Source organism: Pseudomonas fontis (assembly GCF_028656955.1).
In the GTDB taxonomy this organism is placed as follows: domain Bacteria; phylum Pseudomonadota; class Gammaproteobacteria; order Pseudomonadales; family Pseudomonadaceae; genus Aquipseudomonas; species Aquipseudomonas fontis.
The window spans coordinates 43004-59573 of the sequence record NZ_JAMDGY010000009.1 but is presented as its reverse complement, the minus strand read 5'-3'; the positions used below and the strand labels follow the sequence as shown (position 1 = coordinate 59573).

Genomic DNA, 16570 nt, shown 5'->3' with positions numbered 1-16570 from the left:
GCTGGTTCATTTCAAACATGTTGTAACGAAGTGGCGAGCTTTCAGGCGCCATCGCCGGCAAGGCCGGCTCCCACAATGTCCCTGTGTTGCCACAACTTCTGTGGGAGCCGGCCTTGCCGGCGATGGGGCCCTACTCCACCACACAATCCACCGTGTACACCCCACCCTCCTCCTGCAACCCATGCACATCGGCGACAAACCCCGGGAAGCCTTGGTCAAACGCCCGGGCAAAGGCCAGGTAGTCGATGATCGAGCGCGTTGCTTCGGTAAAGCGCTCACCCGGCATGATCAACGGAATACCCGGTGGGTAAGGCACCAGCATCACCGCCGCGACCCGGCCCAGCAACTGCTCGATCGGCACCGCCTCGACCTCGCCACGCACCAGCTTGTCGTAGGCATCCCCCGGCTTCATCACCACCTCTGGCAGACGCGTGTACAAACGCTTGAGCTGCTTGGCCGTGGCATTGCTGCGGTAGCAGGCATGCAACTGGTCGCACAGGTCACGCAAGCCCAGCCCCTGGTAGCGCAGCGGGTCAACCTGCGCCACGCACGGCAGGCACTGCGCCAGCCCGGTGTTGGCGTCATAACTGCGCTTGAACTCCAGCAACTCGGTGAGCAAGGTGCTCCACTTGCCCTTGGTGATGCCCATGGAGAACAACACCAGAAACGAATACAACCCGGTCTTCTCCACCACCAACCCGCGTTCCCAGAGGAACTTGCTAACCACCGCCGCCGGGATGCCATGCTCGTCCAGGCTGCCGGTTGCCGTCAGCCCCGGCATCACCAGCGTGACCTTGATCGGGTCAAGCAACACATAGTCGTCGGCCAGGTCACCAAAGCCATGCCAGTCCGCCGAGGGCTGCAACAGCCAGTCCTCGGTAGCGATCCGGTGAGTCCCCTCGACCAGCGGCGGCTGCCAGATGCTGAACCACCAGTCATGCGCAGCAATATGCTCGCGCAGGTTCGCCAAGGCACGGCGAAAGCTCAACGCTTCGTCGAACATCTCCTGCAACAGCGAACGCCCAGCCGGCCCCTCCATCATTGCCGAGGACACATCCAGCGAGGCCAGGATGCTGTACTGCGGCGAGGTGGAGATATGCATCATGAACGCTTCGTTGAAGCGGTCACGGTCCAGCTGGCGCGCACCACCATCCTGCACATGGATCATCGATGCCTGGCTGAACGCCGCCAGCAACTTGTGCGTGGAATGGGTGCTGAACACCAGCGGGCTGTCATCACTGCGCGAGGTGCCCATGGCATAGCGCCCGGCAAAGAACTCATGGAAGGCTGCATAGGCGTACCAGGCCTCGTCGAAGTGCAGCACTTCGACGCTGTTGCCGAGCATTTGCTTGATCAGCTCGGCGTTGTAGCACAGCCCGTCATAGGTGGAGTTGGTGACCACGGCCATCTTCACTTTCGGCTCACGGCCTTTCGCCAAGGGGTTGGCTTGCAGCTTGGCCTGGATTGATTCGCGGCTGAACTCGCTCAGCGGAATCGGCCCGATGATGCCCAGCTCGTTGCGCTCAGGGCACAGGTAGATGGGGATGGCGCCGGTCATGATGATCGCGTGCAACACCGACTTGTGGCAGTTGCGGTCGACCAGCACCAGGTCATCGCGCCCGACCATCGAGTGCCAGACGATCTTGTTCGCCGTGGACGTGCCGTTGATCACGAAGAAGGTATGGTCCGCCCCGAAGTTTTTGGCTGCGCGCGCCTCGGCAGCGGCCAGCGGGCCGGTATGGTCAAGCAGCGAGCCGAGTTCCGGCACCGAGACCGAGAGGTCCGAACGCAAGGTGTTCTCGCCAAAAAACTGGTGAAAGGCCTGCCCCACAGGGCTCTTGCGGTAAGCCACGCCACCGCCATGGCCCGGAGTGTGCCAGGAGTAATTGGATTGCGCCGTGTGCTGCACCAGCGCCTTGAAGAACGGTGGCAGCAGCCCGTCAAGGTAGTTGTGCGCCGCCCGCGCCACCTGCCGGGCCAGAAACGGCACGGTGTCTTCAAACAGGTAAAGGATGCCGCGCAGCTGGTTCAGCTCGCTCATGGCATCGGCCGGGGCGTTCTCCAGGGTCACCTGCTCGCCCAGGGCAAAGATCGGCAAATGCGGGGCACGCACCCGCGCCAGGCGGATCAGCTCGACCATGTTCTGCAACAGGTGGGTGTTTTCACCAGCCCCCTCGGCGGCGATCAGCATGCACGCCAGCCCATGGTGGGTCGCGGCGACCAGGCGGCCTTCGGCATAGTCCACGGCAGGCAGGATGGTGAAGCCGTCCTGCGTCAGCTCCTGGGCAATCCCGCGCACGCGCTCGCCCGCCACGCTATCGGCCTTGATATCGCGGTGAACGATGAGGATGGGAAACTTGAGGTCCTTGTACATAAGTGGCAGCACCTTGCGAACGTCAGGCTCTGGGGCCTTTGTGTTCAGGGTAGAAGGTTGCTGCCACTACGCAGGGCGAATTGCCTCAGTTGGCCTCGCCAAGGGTTTGCCACAAGGACGGGCCACCGGCAGATTTGGCGATGGCTTCCAGGCGCGAGACATGGGCTTCCAGCTCCAGGGCATTGGCCATGATGATCCGCCCCGGCTGACGACTGGCGGGCAAACGACGGATCTCGCTGCCGTTGCCAGACTTGCCATCACCGTCGCCTTCGCCGTGCCCGGCCAGCGACAGGCTGGTCTGGCCACCGGTCATGGCCAGGAAGACATCCGCCAGCAACTCGGAGTCGAGCAAGGCGCCGTGCAGTTCACGGCCGGAGTTGTCGACACCGTAGCGTTTGCACAAGGCATCGAGGCTGTTGCGCTGGCCAGGGTGACGCTCACGGGCCATCAACAGGGTGTCAAGAATCTCGCAGTGCTGGGAGATGTCAGAGCGGTCGCCCTGGCCGATCAGGGCGAATTCGTTGTTGATGAAGCCAACGTCGAACGCCGCGTTGTGGATGATCAGCCGCGCGCCTTGGATGAACTCGAAGAATTCATCGGCCACTTCGGCAAAGCGCGGCTTGTCGACCAGGAACTGGTTGGTGATGCCGTGAACGCCGATGGCGCCCTCGTCACTCTCGCGGTCCGGTTGCAGGTAGACGTGAAAGTTACGCCCGGTAAAGCGCCGACCCATCAGCTCGACACAGCCGATCTCGACAATCCGGTGGCCGTCGGTGACCGGCATACCGGTGGTCTCGGTATCCAGCACCACCGTTCGGTTGTTTTGCATCTCCACGCCGGTGATCTCCTGCCGCGTACAGCTTGAACATTGAAAGCGGCGAATTTTACCTCAACCCGCCGGGGATGGGGCGAATTCGCCGCAAGGGCTTCAGCGCTGCTTGCGCAGGTCGTCGACGCCGCGGTTGGCCAACTGGTCGGCACGCTCGTTGCCAGGGTGGCCGATGTGCCCGCGCACCCACTTCCAGGACACCTTGTGGCGGTTGACCTGCTCGTCGAGTTGCTGCCACAGGTCGGCGTTTTTCACCGGCTCCTTGGCGGCGGTTTTCCAACCGCGCTTCTTCCAGTTGACCATCCACTCGGTGATGCCTTTCATGACGTACTGCGAGTCAGTGACCAGCAGTACCTCACATTCACGCTTGAGCGCTTCGAGGCCCTTGATCGCGGCCATCAGTTCCATGCGGTTGTTGGTGGTGTCGCGTTCGCCGCCCCACAGTTCCTTTTCCACGCCCTTGCAAACCAGCAGGGCACCCCAGCCGCCCAGGCCAGGGTTGCCCTTGCAGGCGCCATCGGTGTAAAGCTCGACGCTATCGCTCATGTACAGCCTTTATTCTTCAGTGAAGGTACTGCCCTCGGGGTGAGGGTCGCGCCGGTTGACCTTGGCCATCGGCAGCGGCAGGAGTTTGCCCATCGGTTCGCGGCGCGCCAGGCGCAAGGGCCGCAGGCCCACCACCATTTTGCGCGCCACCAGCAGATAGACCCCACCACCGGCGCCCTGCCAGCGACCGGCGAGTCGCTCCCAACCTTCCAGGCGAGACTGCCAGGCCGGGGAAGCGAGCGGCGGACGATAGCACCCGAAGCGGCGTTTCTCCAGCGCGAAGCCCAGCAGGTTGAGCCAGTCACCGACCCGCGACGGCGAGATGCAGCGGGCCTTGCGCAAGGCGCCGGGGCTGAACAGGCGGCGCACGCCCCAACTGCTCCAGGGGTTGATGCCGACAATCAACAGGTGCCCGCCCGGCCGCACGCTACTGGCGGCTTCGCGCAGCAGGCCATGGGGCGACAGGCTGAAGTCCAGGCCATGCTGCAACACCACCACGTCGGCGGCATGCTCGCTCAATGGCCAGGCCTGTTCTTCACAGACGATCTCGACCCCCGGCAACGGTGCCCCCAGGCGCACGTTGCGCTGTACCTGCGGGGCAGTGGGCGGTGCTTCGGCGCACGGGCCGTAATGCACCAGGTAGCCACCAAAATAACGGCCCAACTCTTCTTCCAGCAGACGCTGTTCTTCCTTGAGCAGCAATTGGCCCAAGGGCCCGGCGAACCAGTCGCGGGCCTCGCTGATCAGTTCAAGCCACTGCGGATCGGCCTGGGCGAAGGCTTGATCGGTCATTGCAGTCTCCCTTGAAGGTTCTCGATGAACCCCATAGCTACTAAGATGCACCCATGTCCACCTTTTGGCGAATCGCACCATGATACAGATCGATGCCCTGCCCGCTTTCACCGACAATTACATCTGGTTGTTGCAGGACAACGCCACCCAGCGCTGTGCGGTGGTCGACCCGGGCGATGCGGCGCCGGTACTCGCCTGGTTGCAGGGCCATCCGGGCTGGCAACTGAGCGACATCCTGATCACCCATCACCACCACGACCATGTCGGCGGCGTCGAGCAGCTCAAGGCGCACACTGGCGCGCGGGTCTGCGGCCCGGCAAACGAGCGCATTCCAGGCCGAGATCTGGCCCTGGGCAACGATGACCGGGTGCAGGTGCTGGGCCTGGACTTGCAAGTGATCGCCGTGCCGGGGCATACCCTGGGGCATATCGCCTATTACGGTGGCGCACTGCCAACCCCGGTACTGTTCTGTGGCGACACCCTGTTTGCCGCCGGCTGTGGCCGGCTTTTCGAAGGTACACCGCAACAAATGCACGACTCGCTGGAGCGCCTGGCGGCCTTGCCGGCTGCCACGCTGATCTATTGCACCCACGAATACACCCTGAGCAACCTGCGTTTTGCCAAGGCCGTTGAGCCGCAAAATCCGCACATTGCCCAGCGCTTCGAAGAAGTTACCCAACTTCGCGCGCAAGATCGCATCACGTTGCCTTCCAACCTGGCATTGGAAAAGCTCACCAACCCCTTTCTGCGCACCACCGAAACATCCGTTAAAGAAAAAGCAGACGAACGGACCGGCCGGCAAAACCCCACGCCAAGTGCTGTTTTTGCGGGGCTGCGTGCTTGGAAAGATACGTTCTAAACAGCCTCGGCTGGGTGCTAAAAGTTCTGAAAGGTTGACCCAGAGGAGGCCGCTTTCTAGAATCGCCCGACATTTTTGCCCGGAACTTTCTCCCAGCCAATGTCGTCCCCTAGCCGCAGAACCTTCAATTCCGTCGCCCTGACGCGTCTGGCCCAAGCCACCGCGCTGGCCCTGACAGCCACTTTGGTGGGCTGCCAGAGCACCCCTCAGGTCAACGAATCCGAGAGCGTTCGCGCGCATAACTTCCAGACCCGGATCAAGCAAAAGCCGATTTTCGTTCACGAAAAACCGGCCGAGCAGGCCCCGCAGGATGTCTGGGACCGTATGCGCCAAGGCTTCCAGCTGCAAGACGGCATTGCGGTGAACCCGCGCATCGAACAGCAACGCCTGTGGTTCGCCAGCAACCCTTCGTTCCTCGAAGGCGCAGGCGATCGCGGCAGCCTGTATATCCACTACATCGTCGAGCGTCTTGAAGAGCGCGACATGCCGCTGGAGCTGGCCCTGTTGCCAGCCATCGAAAGCGCCTACAACCCCATGGCCTATTCCCGGGCCCATGCGGTTGGCCTGTGGCAGTTCATTCCGTCCACCGGTCGCTACTTCAACCTGCGTCAGACCCGCTTCTACGATGGCCGTCGCGACATCACCGCCTCGACCAACGCCGCGCTGGACTACCTGACCCGCCTGCACGACATGTTCAACGGCGACTGGCTGCTGGCCCTGGCGGCCTACAACGCCGGCGAAGGCACGGTCAGCCGGGCCATCGAGCGCAACGAAAAACTTGGCCTGCCCACCGACTACTGGAACCTGCCCCTGCCGCAGGAAACCCGCGACTACGTGCCCAAATTGTTGGCCCTGTCGCAAGTAGTGCTGACTCCGCAAGCCTATGGCGTGAACCTCAACCCGATCGCCAACGAACCCTACTTCGAAGTGGTCGAGATCAAGGACCGCCTCGATCTGTCCCGCGTCGCAGCCCTTGCCGAAATCGACGAAGACGAGCTGTTCCAGCTCAACCCGGCCTTCAAGAAGCGCATGACCGTCGACGGTCCGAAGCAATTGCTGGTGCCGACCGCCAAGGCGCAGCTGCTGACCGCCAGCCTGTCGAACATGAAGCCGGAAGAGCTGCTCAGCCTGCAGCCTAAAAAAGCCGTGTTCGAAGCGGCGATGGCCGAAGCCTCACCAACCGCAACCCGCAGCAGCCGCTACAAGGTCAAGCGTGGCGATAGCCTGGCGAGCATCGCCAAGGCCAACAAGGTCAGCGTCAAGGACCTGCAACGCTGGAACAAGCTGCCAGGCCAACGCCTCAAGGCTGGCCAGACCCTGGTCATGCAGAGCGCCCAGCCTGTAACCGTTGCCAGCAACAAGCAGAAGTCGACCCAGTACAAGGTGCGCAAGGGTGATTCGCTGTACCTGGTGGCCAAGCGTTTCAACGTCGAAATGCAGCACCTCAAGCGCTGGAACCCGCGCAGCGGCCAAGCACTGAAACCCGGCCAGACCCTGACCGTGTACCTGCCGCACTAAATTCCCCCCGCCGGCATTCGTGCCGGCTTCAAGGCCCCGCCAAGGCGGCTCTTTTTCCTGCCGATACAAGCTGTTACTGTAGCCGGAACAAAGCCCAAGCCGCCTGGATCGGATCGCCGACTTGATACGTCCCCTCCTGTTGCTGTCATTCAGCCTGGTCTTGAGCTTTCCCGCGGGCGCGACAATCAGCGAAAGCCATGGTTACGCCCAGTTCGGCACGCTCAAGTATCCAGCCAAATTCACCCACTTCGATTGGGTAAACCCGCAAGCACCGAAAGGTGGCACCTTGCGCGCGATGGCATTCGGCACCTTCGATACGCTCAACCCCTATACCTTCAAGGGCACCAGCCCGGTCACCACGCCGAACTTCCTGCAATACGGCGTGAACGAGCTGAACGAAACCCTGATGGTCGGCACGGGCCAGTACGACCCTTCCGGTGACGAGCCGACCTCCAGCTATGGCCTGATCGCAGCTTCCGTCGAGTACAGCGAAGACCGCAGCTGGGTGGTGTTCAACCTGCGCCCGGAAGCCCGCTTCAACGACGGCCAGCCAATCACTGCCGCCGATGTCGCGTTCTCCTACCGCACCCTGCTCAAGGAAGGCCACCCGATTTACCGGACCAACCTGCAGGAAGTGCAGCGGGTCGACATCCTCAATGCCAAGCGCATCCGTTTCGTCTTCAAGCGCGCCGGCAACCCGCTGCTGATCCTGCGCCTGGGCGAGATGCCGGTGCTGCCACAGCATTACTGGAAAGGCCGCGACTTCCAGGCCACCACCTTCGAGCCACCGCTGGGCAGCGGCCCCTATCGCATCACCCAGGTACAACCGGGGCGCAGGCTGGTGTTCGAGCGGGTCAAGGACTGGTGGGGCAAGGACCTGGCGGTGAACCGTGGCAAGTACAACGTCGATCGCGTCGAGTACGAGTTCTACCGTGACGCCGATGTCGCCTTCGAAGCCTTCAAGGCCGGCGAGTTCGATATCTATATCGAACACCAGGCGAAGAACTGGGCGAACGGCTACAACTTCCCCGGCGTGCGCCGGGGCGAGGTGATCAAGGCGCAGATCGCGCACAAGATCCCGACCCAGACCCAAGGCCTGTTCATGAACAGCCGCCGCGCCACCTTCGCCGATGACCGGGTGCGCCAGGCGCTGGGCCTGATGCTCGACTTCGAATGGACCAACCGCGCCCTGTTCAGCAGCGCCTACCAGCGCGCCACCAGCTACTACCCCAACAGCGAGTTCAGTGCCAGCAGCTTGCCGGTCGGCAAGGAATGGCTGCTGCTGGCGCCTTATCGCGATCAACTGCCTGCGGCATTGTTCACCCAGCCGTTCAGCGTCAGCCGCACCGACGGTCGCGGCATCGGCCGTGACACCCTGCGCCAGGCACTCGAACTGCTCTCCCAGGCGGGCTGGAAGCTGTCCGGCCAGCGCCTGCAAAACAGCAGCGGGCAGCCGCTCAAGCTGGAAATCCTGCTGGTCAATCCGAACCTTGAGCGGATCCTGCAACCTTATGTCGAAAATCTTGCCAGCATCGGCATCGATGCGCGCTTGCGCACGGTCGACCGGGCCCAGTACAAACAACGGCTGGACCAGTTCGATTTCGACATGATTCTGATGACACTCAACCAGACCCTCAGCCCAGGCCTTGAGCAGTGGTTGTATTTCCACTCAAGCCAGGCCGCAACCAAGGGCAGCAAGAACTACGCTGGGGTCAGGAGCGCGGTGGTCGACCACCTGCTCGAAGCCTTGCTCGGCGCCCAGAGCCGCGATGACCAGGTGGCCGCCGCACGCGCCCTGGACCGCGTGTTGCTGTGGCAGCACTACATGATTCCCAACTGGTACCTCGATTATCACCGCCTGGCCTACCGCAATCGGTTCGCCTTCGTCGCCACGCCGCCCTATACGCTGGGGCTCAATAGCTGGTGGCTCAAGCCTTCGGAGAACGCCCAATGATGCCATTGACCAGCCTGCGCCTGATCGCCAGCAGCCTTTTGCTGGCCAGCCTCAGCCTGCAGGCCCTGGCCAAGCCGGAACACGCGGTGACGCTGTACAACGAAGCGCCCAAGTACCCCGCCAACTTCAAGCATTTCGACTACGTAAACCCCGACGCGCCCAAGGGCGGCACCTTTCGCCAGAACGGCTTCGGCGGCTTCGACAGCCTCAACCCGTTCATCAACAAGGGCGTCCCGGCCGAAAACATCGACATGGTCTACGACACCCTGGCGCGGGCGAGCCTGGATGAGCCGTTCACCGAATACGGGTTGATCGCCAAGCAGATCGAAAAGGCCCCGGACAACAGCTGGGTGCGTTTCTACCTGCGCCCTGAAGCGCGCTTCCAGGATGGCCATCCGGTGCGCGCCGAAGACGTCGTGTTCACCTTCAACACCCTGATCAAGAGCGGTGCGCCGCTGTATCGCGGCTACTATGCCGACATCGCCGAAGTGGTCGCCGAGGACCCGCTGCGCGTGCTGTTCAAGTTCAAGCACAACAACAACCGCGAGCTGCCGCTGATCCTCGGCCAGCTCCCGGTATTGCCCAAGCACTGGTGGGAGAGCCGCGACTTCACCCGTGGCAACCTCGAGATTCCGCTGGGCAGCGGCCCGTATCGCGTCACCGAGGTCAAGCCGGGGCGCTCGGTGCGCCTGGAACGCGACAAGAACTACTGGGGCAAGGACCTGCCGATCAACCGCGGCTTCTACAACTTCGACGTCATGACTGTCGACTACTACCGCGACAACACGGTGGCCCTCGAGGCGATGAAAGCCGGGCAGTTCGACTACTGGTTCGAGACCAGCGCCAAGAACTGGGCGACCGCCTACAACACCCCGGCCGTGCGCGAAGGCCGCCTGATTCGCGAAGAGATCCCCAATGGCACGCCGGTCGGCATGCAGGGCTTCATATTCAACCTGCGCCACGCGGTGTTCCAGGACGTGCGTGTGCGCCAGGCGCTGAGCCTGCTGCTGGACTTCGAATGGACCAACAAGCAGCTGTTCAACGGCGCCTATACCCGCACCGGCAGCTACTTTGAAAACTCCGACATGGCCGCCAAGGGCCTGCCGTCGGAGGCGGAGCTGAAACTCCTCGAACCGCTGCGCGGCAAGATCCCCGAGCAGGTGTTCAGCACCGCGTTCGCCAATCCGGTCACCGATGGCAGCGGGATGATCCGCGAACAGCAGCGCCAGGCCTACAAGCTGCTGCAGGAAGCCGGCTACCGCATCCAGGACGACAAGATGGTCGATGCCAGTGGCAAGCCACTGAAGATCGAGTTCCTCCTGGCGCAAACCGAGTTCGAACGCATCCTCCTGCCCTACAAGCGCAACCTTGCTGACCTGGGCATCGAGCTGAGCATTCGCCGGGTCGACGTTGCCGAATACATCAACCGCCTGCGCTCGCGGGATTACGACATGATCGTCAGCGGCTATCCGCAATCCAATTCGCCGGGCAACGAGCAGCGTGAGTTCTGGCAGAGCAGCAGCGCCGACAACCCCGGCAGCCGCAACTTCATCGGCCTCAAGGACCCGGCCATCGACAGCCTGGTCGAAGGCCTGATCAATGCCGACTCGCGCCAGAGCCTGATCGACCACACCCGCGCCCTCGACCGCGTGCTGCTCTGGGGCTTCTACGTGGTGCCGAACTGGCACATCAAGACCTGGCGCGTGGCCTACTGGAACCATATCGGCCACCCGCAGACACCGCCCAAGTACGACATCGGCATCAACACCTGGTGGGTCAAGCCCGACGTAGCCCCGGCCGTACCGGCGAGCACGCCGGACCAAGCGCCGGCACCTGGCGAGGGGCAGTAGCATGCTGGCCTATATCCTGCGGCGCCTGCTGCTGATTATCCCGACCTTGTTCGGCATCCTGATCATCAACTTCATCATCATCCAGGCCGCACCTGGCGGGCCGGTGGAGCAGATGATCGCCAAGCTCGAAGGCTTCGAGGGCGCCACCAGCCGCATCTCCGGGGGTGGCTCCGAGGTCTCGGTGGCCGGCTCCAACTACCGCGGTGCGCAAGGCCTTGATCCGGCACTGATCAAGGAAATCGAACGCATGTACGGCTTCGACAAGTCGGCGCCGGAACGCCTGTGGATCATGATCAAGAACTACGCCCGGCTCGACTTCGGCGACAGCTTCTTCCGCGATGCCAAGGTCATCGACCTGATCGCCGAGAAGATGCCGGTGTCAATCTCGCTGGGGTTGTGGAGCACGTTGATCATGTACCTGGTGTCGATCCCCCTGGGGATCGCCAAGGCCACCCGGCATGGCAGCCATTTCGACGTCTGGACCAGCTCGGCGATCATCGTCGGCTATGCAATTCCCGCCTTCCTGTTCGCCATCCTGCTGATCGTGGTGTTCGCCGGCGGCAGCTACCTGGACTGGTTCCCCCTGCGCGGGCTGACCTCGAACAACTTCGACGAGTTGAGCACCACCGGCAAGATCCTCGATTACTTCTGGCACCTGGCATTACCGGTGACCGCGCTGGTGATCGGCAACTTCGCAACCATGACGTTGCTGACCAAGAACAGCTTCCTCGACGAGATCAACAAGCAGTACGTGGTCACCGCCAAGGCCAAGGGCCTGAGCCGCAACCGCGTGCTCTACGGGCATGTGTTCCGCAATGCCATGCTGCTGGTGATCGCAGGTTTCCCGTCGGCGTTCATCGGCATCTTCTTCACCGGCTCCTTGCTGGTCGAAGTGATCTTCTCCCTCGACGGCCTGGGCCTGATGAGCTTCGAGGCGGCCATCAACCGTGACTACCCGGTAGTCTTCGGCACGCTGTTCATCTTCACCCTGCTTGGGCTGGTGGTGAAGCTGATCGGCGACCTGACCTACACCCTGGTCGATCCACGGATCGACTTCGCAAGCCGGGAGCATTGAAATGGCCCTTTCACCGTTAAATCGACGCCGTTTCGAACGCTTCAAGGCCAACCGCCGAGGCTGGTGGTCGCTGTGGTTGTTTCTGATCCTGTTCGGCCTGAGCCTGGGCGCCGAACTGATTGCCAACGACAAGCCGCTGGCCGTGCGCTACGACGGCGAATGGTATTTCCCGGCACTCAAGCGCTACCCGGAAACCACCTTCGGTGGCGAGTTCCCCCTGGAAGCCAACTACAAGAGCCCGTACATCCGCGAACTGCTGGCGCAGAAAGACGGCTGGGTGCTCTGGACCCCGATCCCCTTCAGCTACCAGAGCATCAACTACGACCTCAAGGTCCCCGCCCCCGCCCCGCCTTCAGCACAGAACTGGCTGGGCACCGATGACCAGGGCCGTGACGTGCTCGCACGGGTGATCTACGGCTTTCGCATATCGGTGCTGTTCGCCCTGACCCTGACCATCTTCAGCTCGATCATCGGCGTGATCGCCGGCGCCCTGCAGGGCTTCTATGGCGGCTGGGTCGACCTGGCCGGCCAGCGCTTCCTGGAGATCTGGTCGGGCCTGCCGGTGCTGTACCTGCTGATCATCCTGGCCAGCTTCGTGCAGCCGAACTTCTGGTGGCTGCTGGGCATCATGCTGCTGTTCTCCTGGATGAGCCTGGTGGACGTGGTGCGCGCCGAGTTCCTGCGCGGGCGCAACCTTGAATACGTGCGCGCCGCACGGGCGCTGGGCATGCAGAACGGCGCGATCATGTTCCGGCACATCCTGCCCAACGCCATGGTCTCGACCATGACCTTCATGCCCTTCATCCTGACCGGTGCCATCGGCACCCTGACCGCGCTGGACTTCCTCGGCTTCGGCCTACCCGCCGGCTCGCCCTCGCTGGGTGAGCTGGTGGCCCAGGGCAAGTCCAACCTGCAAGCGCCGTGGCTGGGCATGAGTGCCTTTGCCGTACTGGCAGTGATGCTCAGCCTGCTGGTATTCATTGGTGAATCCGCCCGCGATGCCTTCGACCCGAGGAAATAACATGAGCCAGGACACCTTGATCGAAGTCCGCGACCTGTCTGTCGAGTTCGTCTCCGGCGACCAGCAGCAACGCGTGGTCGAAGGCATCAGTTTCGATATCCGCCGGGGCGAGACGTTGGCCCTGGTGGGTGAAAGCGGCTCGGGCAAGTCGGTCACCGCCCACTCGATCCTGCGCCTGCTGCCCTACCCGCTGGCCCAGCACCCCTCGGGCAGCATCCAGTACAACGGCAAGGACCTGCTGCACCTGGGCGAAAAGCAGATGCGCCACATCCGCGGCAACCGCATCGCGATGATCTTCCAGGAGCCGATGACCTCGCTCAACCCGCTGCACAACATCGAGAAGCAGATCAACGAGATCCTCATGTTGCACAAGGGCCTGCGTGGCAAGGCGGCCACCCGGCGCACCCTGGAGCTGCTGGAACTGGTGGGCATCCCCGACCCGGTAAAACGCCTCAAGGCCTTGCCGCATGAGCTGTCCGGCGGCCAACGGCAACGGGTGATGATCGCCATGGCCCTGGCCAATGAGCCGGAACTGCTGATTGCCGACGAGCCGACCACTGCACTGGACGTTACCGTGCAGTTGAAGATCCTCGAACTGCTCAAGCAATTGCAGGCGCGCCTGGGCATGGCGCTGCTACTGATCAGCCATGACTTGAACCTGGTCAAGCGCATTGCCCATCGCGTGTGCGTCATGCAGCGTGGCTGCATCGTTGAGCAGGCCTCGTGCGAAGCGCTGTTCCGGGCACCGCAGCACCCTTACACACAAATGCTGCTGGGCGCGGAACCCAGCGGCAAGCCGGCGCATAACCCGGTGGGCCCGCCGATGCTTGAAGTCGAAGACCTGCGCGTCTGGTTCCCGATCAAGAAAGGCTTGTTGCGGCGCACCGTTGACCACGTCAAGGCAGTCGACGGCATCAACTTCAGCCTGCTCCAGGGGCAGACCCTGGGTATTGTCGGCGAAAGTGGCTCGGGCAAATCCACCCTGGGGCTGGCGATCCTGCGGCTGATTGGCAGCAAGGGTGCGATCCGCTTCGAAGGCAAGTCACTGGACGGCTTGACCCAGCAGCAGGTGCGCCCGTTGCGTCGAGAGATGCAGGTGGTGTTCCAGGACCCCTTCGGCAGCCTGAGCCCGCGCATGTGCGTCAGTGACATCGTCGGCGAGGGTTTGCGCATCCACAAGATCGGAACGCCTGTAGAGCAGGAACAGGCGATCATGGAGGCACTCAAGGAGGTAGGCCTGGACCCGGAGTCGCGGCATCGCTATCCGCATGAGTTTTCCGGCGGCCAGCGCCAACGTATCGCCATTGCCCGCGCGCTGGTGCTCAAGCCTGCGCTGATACTGCTTGATGAGCCTACTTCAGCGCTGGACCGTACCGTGCAGCGTCAGGTGGTGGAGTTGCTGCGTACGCTTCAGAGCAAGTACAACCTGACCTACCTGTTCATCAGCCATGACCTGGCGGTGGTCAAGGCGCTGAGCCACCAGTTGATGGTGGTCAAACATGGGCAGGTGGTTGAGCAGGGGTTGGCCGAGGACATCTTCTCCTCACCGCAGCACCCGTACACCCAGCAGTTGCTGGAGGCGGCCTTCCTGGTCCCTGGCTGACCTCTTTAGAGGCCGGCCTTGCCGGGACGCCGGACCGCGGCGAATACATCGATGTGGTGTCAGCAACTTCGCGGTGCCTGTATCGCTGGCAAGGCCAGCTCCCACAGTTATTCATGCATGCCGTAAATGCCCTTGGCCTTGCGGATTGGGGTGGGAGCCGGCCTTGCCGGCGATGAGGCCAGAGCAGCCAACATGTCAACTCTGCCAACCCGGCGCTTTCTCCCCACCCATAAAAAAAGGCCCCTGATCGGGGCCTTTTTCATTCAGCGCAACATCCCTCAATAACGAGTGATATCCGCCTGGGCTTCCAGCTGCTTGCGGTAGGCCGCAAAGTCCTGCTGGCCGGCACGCGAGGCGAGGAAGCGACGGTAGGCCGCCTTCTCTTCTTCGCTGGCCGCTGCGCCTTCGTTCACGCCATTCAAGCGCAGCACGACAACGCTGCCATCGGCCAGGGTCACACTGGCGTAGCTCGGCTTGTCCTTGGCTTCAGGCTTGGTCATGCGGAACACCGCCTGCAACGCCAGTGGGTCGATGCCTTCCTGGTTGCGGGCAACCGCTTCCTGGACCTTCCAGCTCTGTGCTGGCTGGCCGGCCTTACCATCACGCAGCTCGGCAATCAGGGCTTCGCCTTTGGCCTTGACCGCAGCAGTCGCCTGCTCTTTGGCCAGGTGGGCACGGATGCTGTCAGCCACCGACTCCAGTGGCAGTTGCGCCGGCTTGCGATGCTCCTTGGCACGGATGACCACGACAGTCTCCGGGTCCAACTCGATCGCGCTGCTGTTGGAGCCTTCATCCAGCACTTCAGTGCTGAAGGCGGCCTGCACCACACCACGATTGGCAGTAATACCTTCACCGCCTTCACGACCAAACGCTTCGGAGGTATGCACCTTCAAGCCCAGGTCCTGTGCTGGCTGCGCCAGGTCGGAGGCTTCGAACGCCGAGTCTTCCAGCTGCTTGGACGCTTCAACGAAGCGCTGCTCAACCTGCTGGGTTTTCAGCTCGCGGGTCAGCTTGTCTTTCAAGCTGGCGAAGGTCGGCACTTCAGGTGCCTGCACGCCCAGCAGCTTGATCAGGTGGTAACCGTAGTCGGTACGCACCGGCGCCGAGACCTGATCCTTGTTCAGCGCGTACAGCGCCTCTTCGAAGGTCGGATCGTAAACGCCCTGGCCGGCAAAACCGAGGTCACCGCCAGTGTTGGCCGAACCCGGATCCTGGGAGAACTCCTTGGCCAATGCGGCGAAGTCTTCACCCTTGTCCAGGCGCTGCTTGATCTCTTCAATGCGAGCCTTGGCCTGGGCATCGTTCATCTTGTCATTGACTTCGATGAGGATGTGCGCGGCATGACGCTGCTCGGCCAGGTTGGCGATTTCCTTCTGGTACAGGGCCTGCAACTCGTCGTCGCTGACCTTGACCTGATCGAAGAACGCCGATTTCTTCAGCTCGATGTAGTCGATGACGACCTGATCCGGGCTCATGAACTCTTTGGCGTGCTCGTCGTAGTGCGCCTTGATCGCTTCATCAGTGACCTTGACGGCAGACGGGTCAGCCTTGAAGGTCAGCGAAGCGAAGTCGCGGGTCTGCTTCTCCAGGCGGGCGAATGCCTCGACCTGCGAGTCGGTGACGAAGCCGCTGCCTGCCAGGCCGGCACGCAGTTGGCCGATCAGCATTTCCTGGGCGAGCATGTCGCGGAACTGCAAACGACCGTAGCCCAGCTGACGGATGACCTGATCGAAACGCTCGGGGCTGAACTTGCCGTCCACCTGGAACTCAGGGGTCTGCAGGATCACCTGGTCCAATGCCGCTTCGGAGAAGGAGAAGTTGGCGTCATGGGCGCCCTGGAGCAGCAACTTGCGGTCGATCAGCCCTTTGAGCGCCGCCTCACGCAGCATTTTCTCGTCGAGCAGCGCAGGATCGAAGTCCTTGCCCAGTTGCTGCATCAGCTGCCGACGTTGCATGTCGACGGCCTGGCTCAGCTCGTTCTGGCTGATGGTGTCACCATTGACCTTGGCGGCATCCTGGCTATGGGTAGCAGCCTGGAAGATGGCGTCAAAGCCTGTCAGCGCCATCAACGCGATGATGACACCGATAATGGTCTTGGCAATCCAACCTTGTGAATTGTCCCGGATATTTTGAAGCATGCTTCCCCCAG

The 16570-nt window shown here is 62.4% G+C and carries 12 protein-coding genes; 7 read left to right on the top strand and 5 right to left on the bottom strand.

What is annotated here, in order from left to right:
• Positions 1–130: 130 nt before the first annotated feature.
• The 4 genes from M5G11_RS02210 to M5G11_RS02195 all read right to left on the bottom strand — a co-directional run bounded on the left by M5G11_RS02210 (position 131) and on the right by M5G11_RS02195 (position 4541).
• A complete protein-coding gene (locus M5G11_RS02210) occupies positions 131–2374 on the bottom strand; it encodes an Orn/Lys/Arg family decarboxylase (RefSeq protein WP_273911366.1) in 2244 nt (747 codons plus the stop codon).
• A gap of 85 nt (positions 2375–2459) precedes the next feature.
• On the bottom strand, positions 2460–3203 hold the full coding sequence (gene dnaQ / locus M5G11_RS02205) for a DNA polymerase III subunit epsilon (RefSeq protein WP_273911441.1): 744 nt from the start codon (positions 3201–3203) through the stop codon (positions 2460–2462).
• 99 nt (positions 3204–3302) lie between these two features.
• Positions 3303–3749, bottom strand: coding sequence for a ribonuclease HI (rnhA, locus tag M5G11_RS02200; protein WP_273911365.1), 447 nt, complete (start codon positions 3747–3749; stop codon positions 3303–3305).
• Positions 3750–3758: 9 nt separating this feature from the next.
• A complete protein-coding gene (locus M5G11_RS02195; protein ID WP_273911364.1) occupies positions 3759–4541 on the bottom strand; it encodes a class I SAM-dependent methyltransferase in 783 nt (260 codons plus the stop codon).
• A gap of 79 nt (positions 4542–4620) precedes the next feature.
• On the opposite strand from M5G11_RS02195, the gene gloB reads away from it, so the two are divergent.
• The 7 genes from gloB to M5G11_RS02160 all read left to right on the top strand — a co-directional run bounded on the left by gloB (position 4621) and on the right by M5G11_RS02160 (position 14421).
• A complete protein-coding gene (gloB, locus tag M5G11_RS02190) occupies positions 4621–5400 on the top strand; it encodes a hydroxyacylglutathione hydrolase (protein WP_273911363.1) in 780 nt (259 codons plus the stop codon).
• A 99-nt stretch (positions 5401–5499) separates the two neighbouring features.
• Positions 5500–6918, top strand: coding sequence for a LysM peptidoglycan-binding domain-containing protein (locus tag M5G11_RS02185; protein WP_273911362.1), 1419 nt, complete (start codon positions 5500–5502; stop codon positions 6916–6918).
• Positions 6919–7042: 124 nt separating this feature from the next.
• Positions 7043–8872, top strand: a complete 1830-nt coding sequence (locus M5G11_RS02180; protein WP_420793819.1) for an extracellular solute-binding protein — start codon at positions 7043–7045, stop codon at positions 8870–8872.
• Positions 8869–10722 carry an extracellular solute-binding protein gene (locus tag M5G11_RS02175; protein WP_273911360.1) on the top strand — a complete coding sequence of 618 codons (1854 nt, stop codon included), beginning with the start codon at positions 8869–8871 and terminating at the stop codon, positions 10720–10722. Before M5G11_RS02180 ends, M5G11_RS02175 begins: the two co-directional genes overlap by 4 nt.
• 1 nt (position 10723) lies before the next feature.
• Complete coding sequence (locus tag M5G11_RS02170) at positions 10724–11797, top strand: microcin C ABC transporter permease YejB (protein WP_273911359.1); 1074 nt, start codon at positions 10724–10726, stop codon at positions 11795–11797.
• A 1-nt stretch (position 11798) separates the two neighbouring features.
• The gene (locus tag M5G11_RS02165; protein WP_273911358.1) at positions 11799–12818 is read left to right on the top strand and encodes an ABC transporter permease; all 1020 of its coding nucleotides are present in this window, start codon (positions 11799–11801) and stop codon (positions 12816–12818) included.
• 1 nt (position 12819) lies between these two features.
• A complete protein-coding gene (locus tag M5G11_RS02160; RefSeq protein WP_273911357.1) occupies positions 12820–14421 on the top strand; it encodes an ABC transporter ATP-binding protein in 1602 nt (533 codons plus the stop codon).
• A 278-nt stretch (positions 14422–14699) separates the two neighbouring features.
• Here M5G11_RS02160 and M5G11_RS02155 read toward each other — a convergent pair whose 3' ends face one another.
• The gene (locus M5G11_RS02155) at positions 14700–16559 is read right to left on the bottom strand and encodes a SurA N-terminal domain-containing protein (RefSeq protein ID WP_273911356.1); all 1860 of its coding nucleotides are present in this window, start codon (positions 16557–16559) and stop codon (positions 14700–14702) included.
• Positions 16560–16570 lie beyond the last annotated feature (11 nt).

What these genes read in the sequence shown, in the direction of transcription:
- M5G11_RS02210 (WP_273911366.1), bottom strand. Translation starts at nt 2,374, where the DNA reads ATGTACAAGGACCTCAAGTTTCCCATCCTCATCGTTCACCGCGATATC.
- dnaQ (WP_273911441.1), bottom strand. Translation starts at nt 3,203, where the DNA reads ATGCAAAACAACCGAACGGTGGTGCTGGATACCGAGACCACCGGTATG.
- rnhA (WP_273911365.1), bottom strand. Translation starts at nt 3,749, where the DNA reads ATGAGCGATAGCGTCGAGCTTTACACCGATGGCGCCTGCAAGGGCAAC.
- M5G11_RS02195 (WP_273911364.1), bottom strand. Translation starts at nt 4,541, where the DNA reads ATGACCGATCAAGCCTTCGCCCAGGCCGATCCGCAGTGGCTTGAACTG.
- gloB (WP_273911363.1), top strand. Translation starts at nt 4,621, where the DNA reads ATGATACAGATCGATGCCCTGCCCGCTTTCACCGACAATTACATCTGG.
- M5G11_RS02185 (WP_273911362.1), top strand. Translation starts at nt 5,500, where the DNA reads ATGTCGTCCCCTAGCCGCAGAACCTTCAATTCCGTCGCCCTGACGCGT.
- M5G11_RS02175 (WP_273911360.1), top strand. Translation starts at nt 8,869, where the DNA reads ATGATGCCATTGACCAGCCTGCGCCTGATCGCCAGCAGCCTTTTGCTG.
- M5G11_RS02170 (WP_273911359.1), top strand. Translation starts at nt 10,724, where the DNA reads ATGCTGGCCTATATCCTGCGGCGCCTGCTGCTGATTATCCCGACCTTG.
- M5G11_RS02165 (WP_273911358.1), top strand. Translation starts at nt 11,799, where the DNA reads ATGGCCCTTTCACCGTTAAATCGACGCCGTTTCGAACGCTTCAAGGCC.
- M5G11_RS02160 (WP_273911357.1), top strand. Translation starts at nt 12,820, where the DNA reads ATGAGCCAGGACACCTTGATCGAAGTCCGCGACCTGTCTGTCGAGTTC.
- M5G11_RS02155 (WP_273911356.1), bottom strand. Translation starts at nt 16,559, where the DNA reads ATGCTTCAAAATATCCGGGACAATTCACAAGGTTGGATTGCCAAGACC.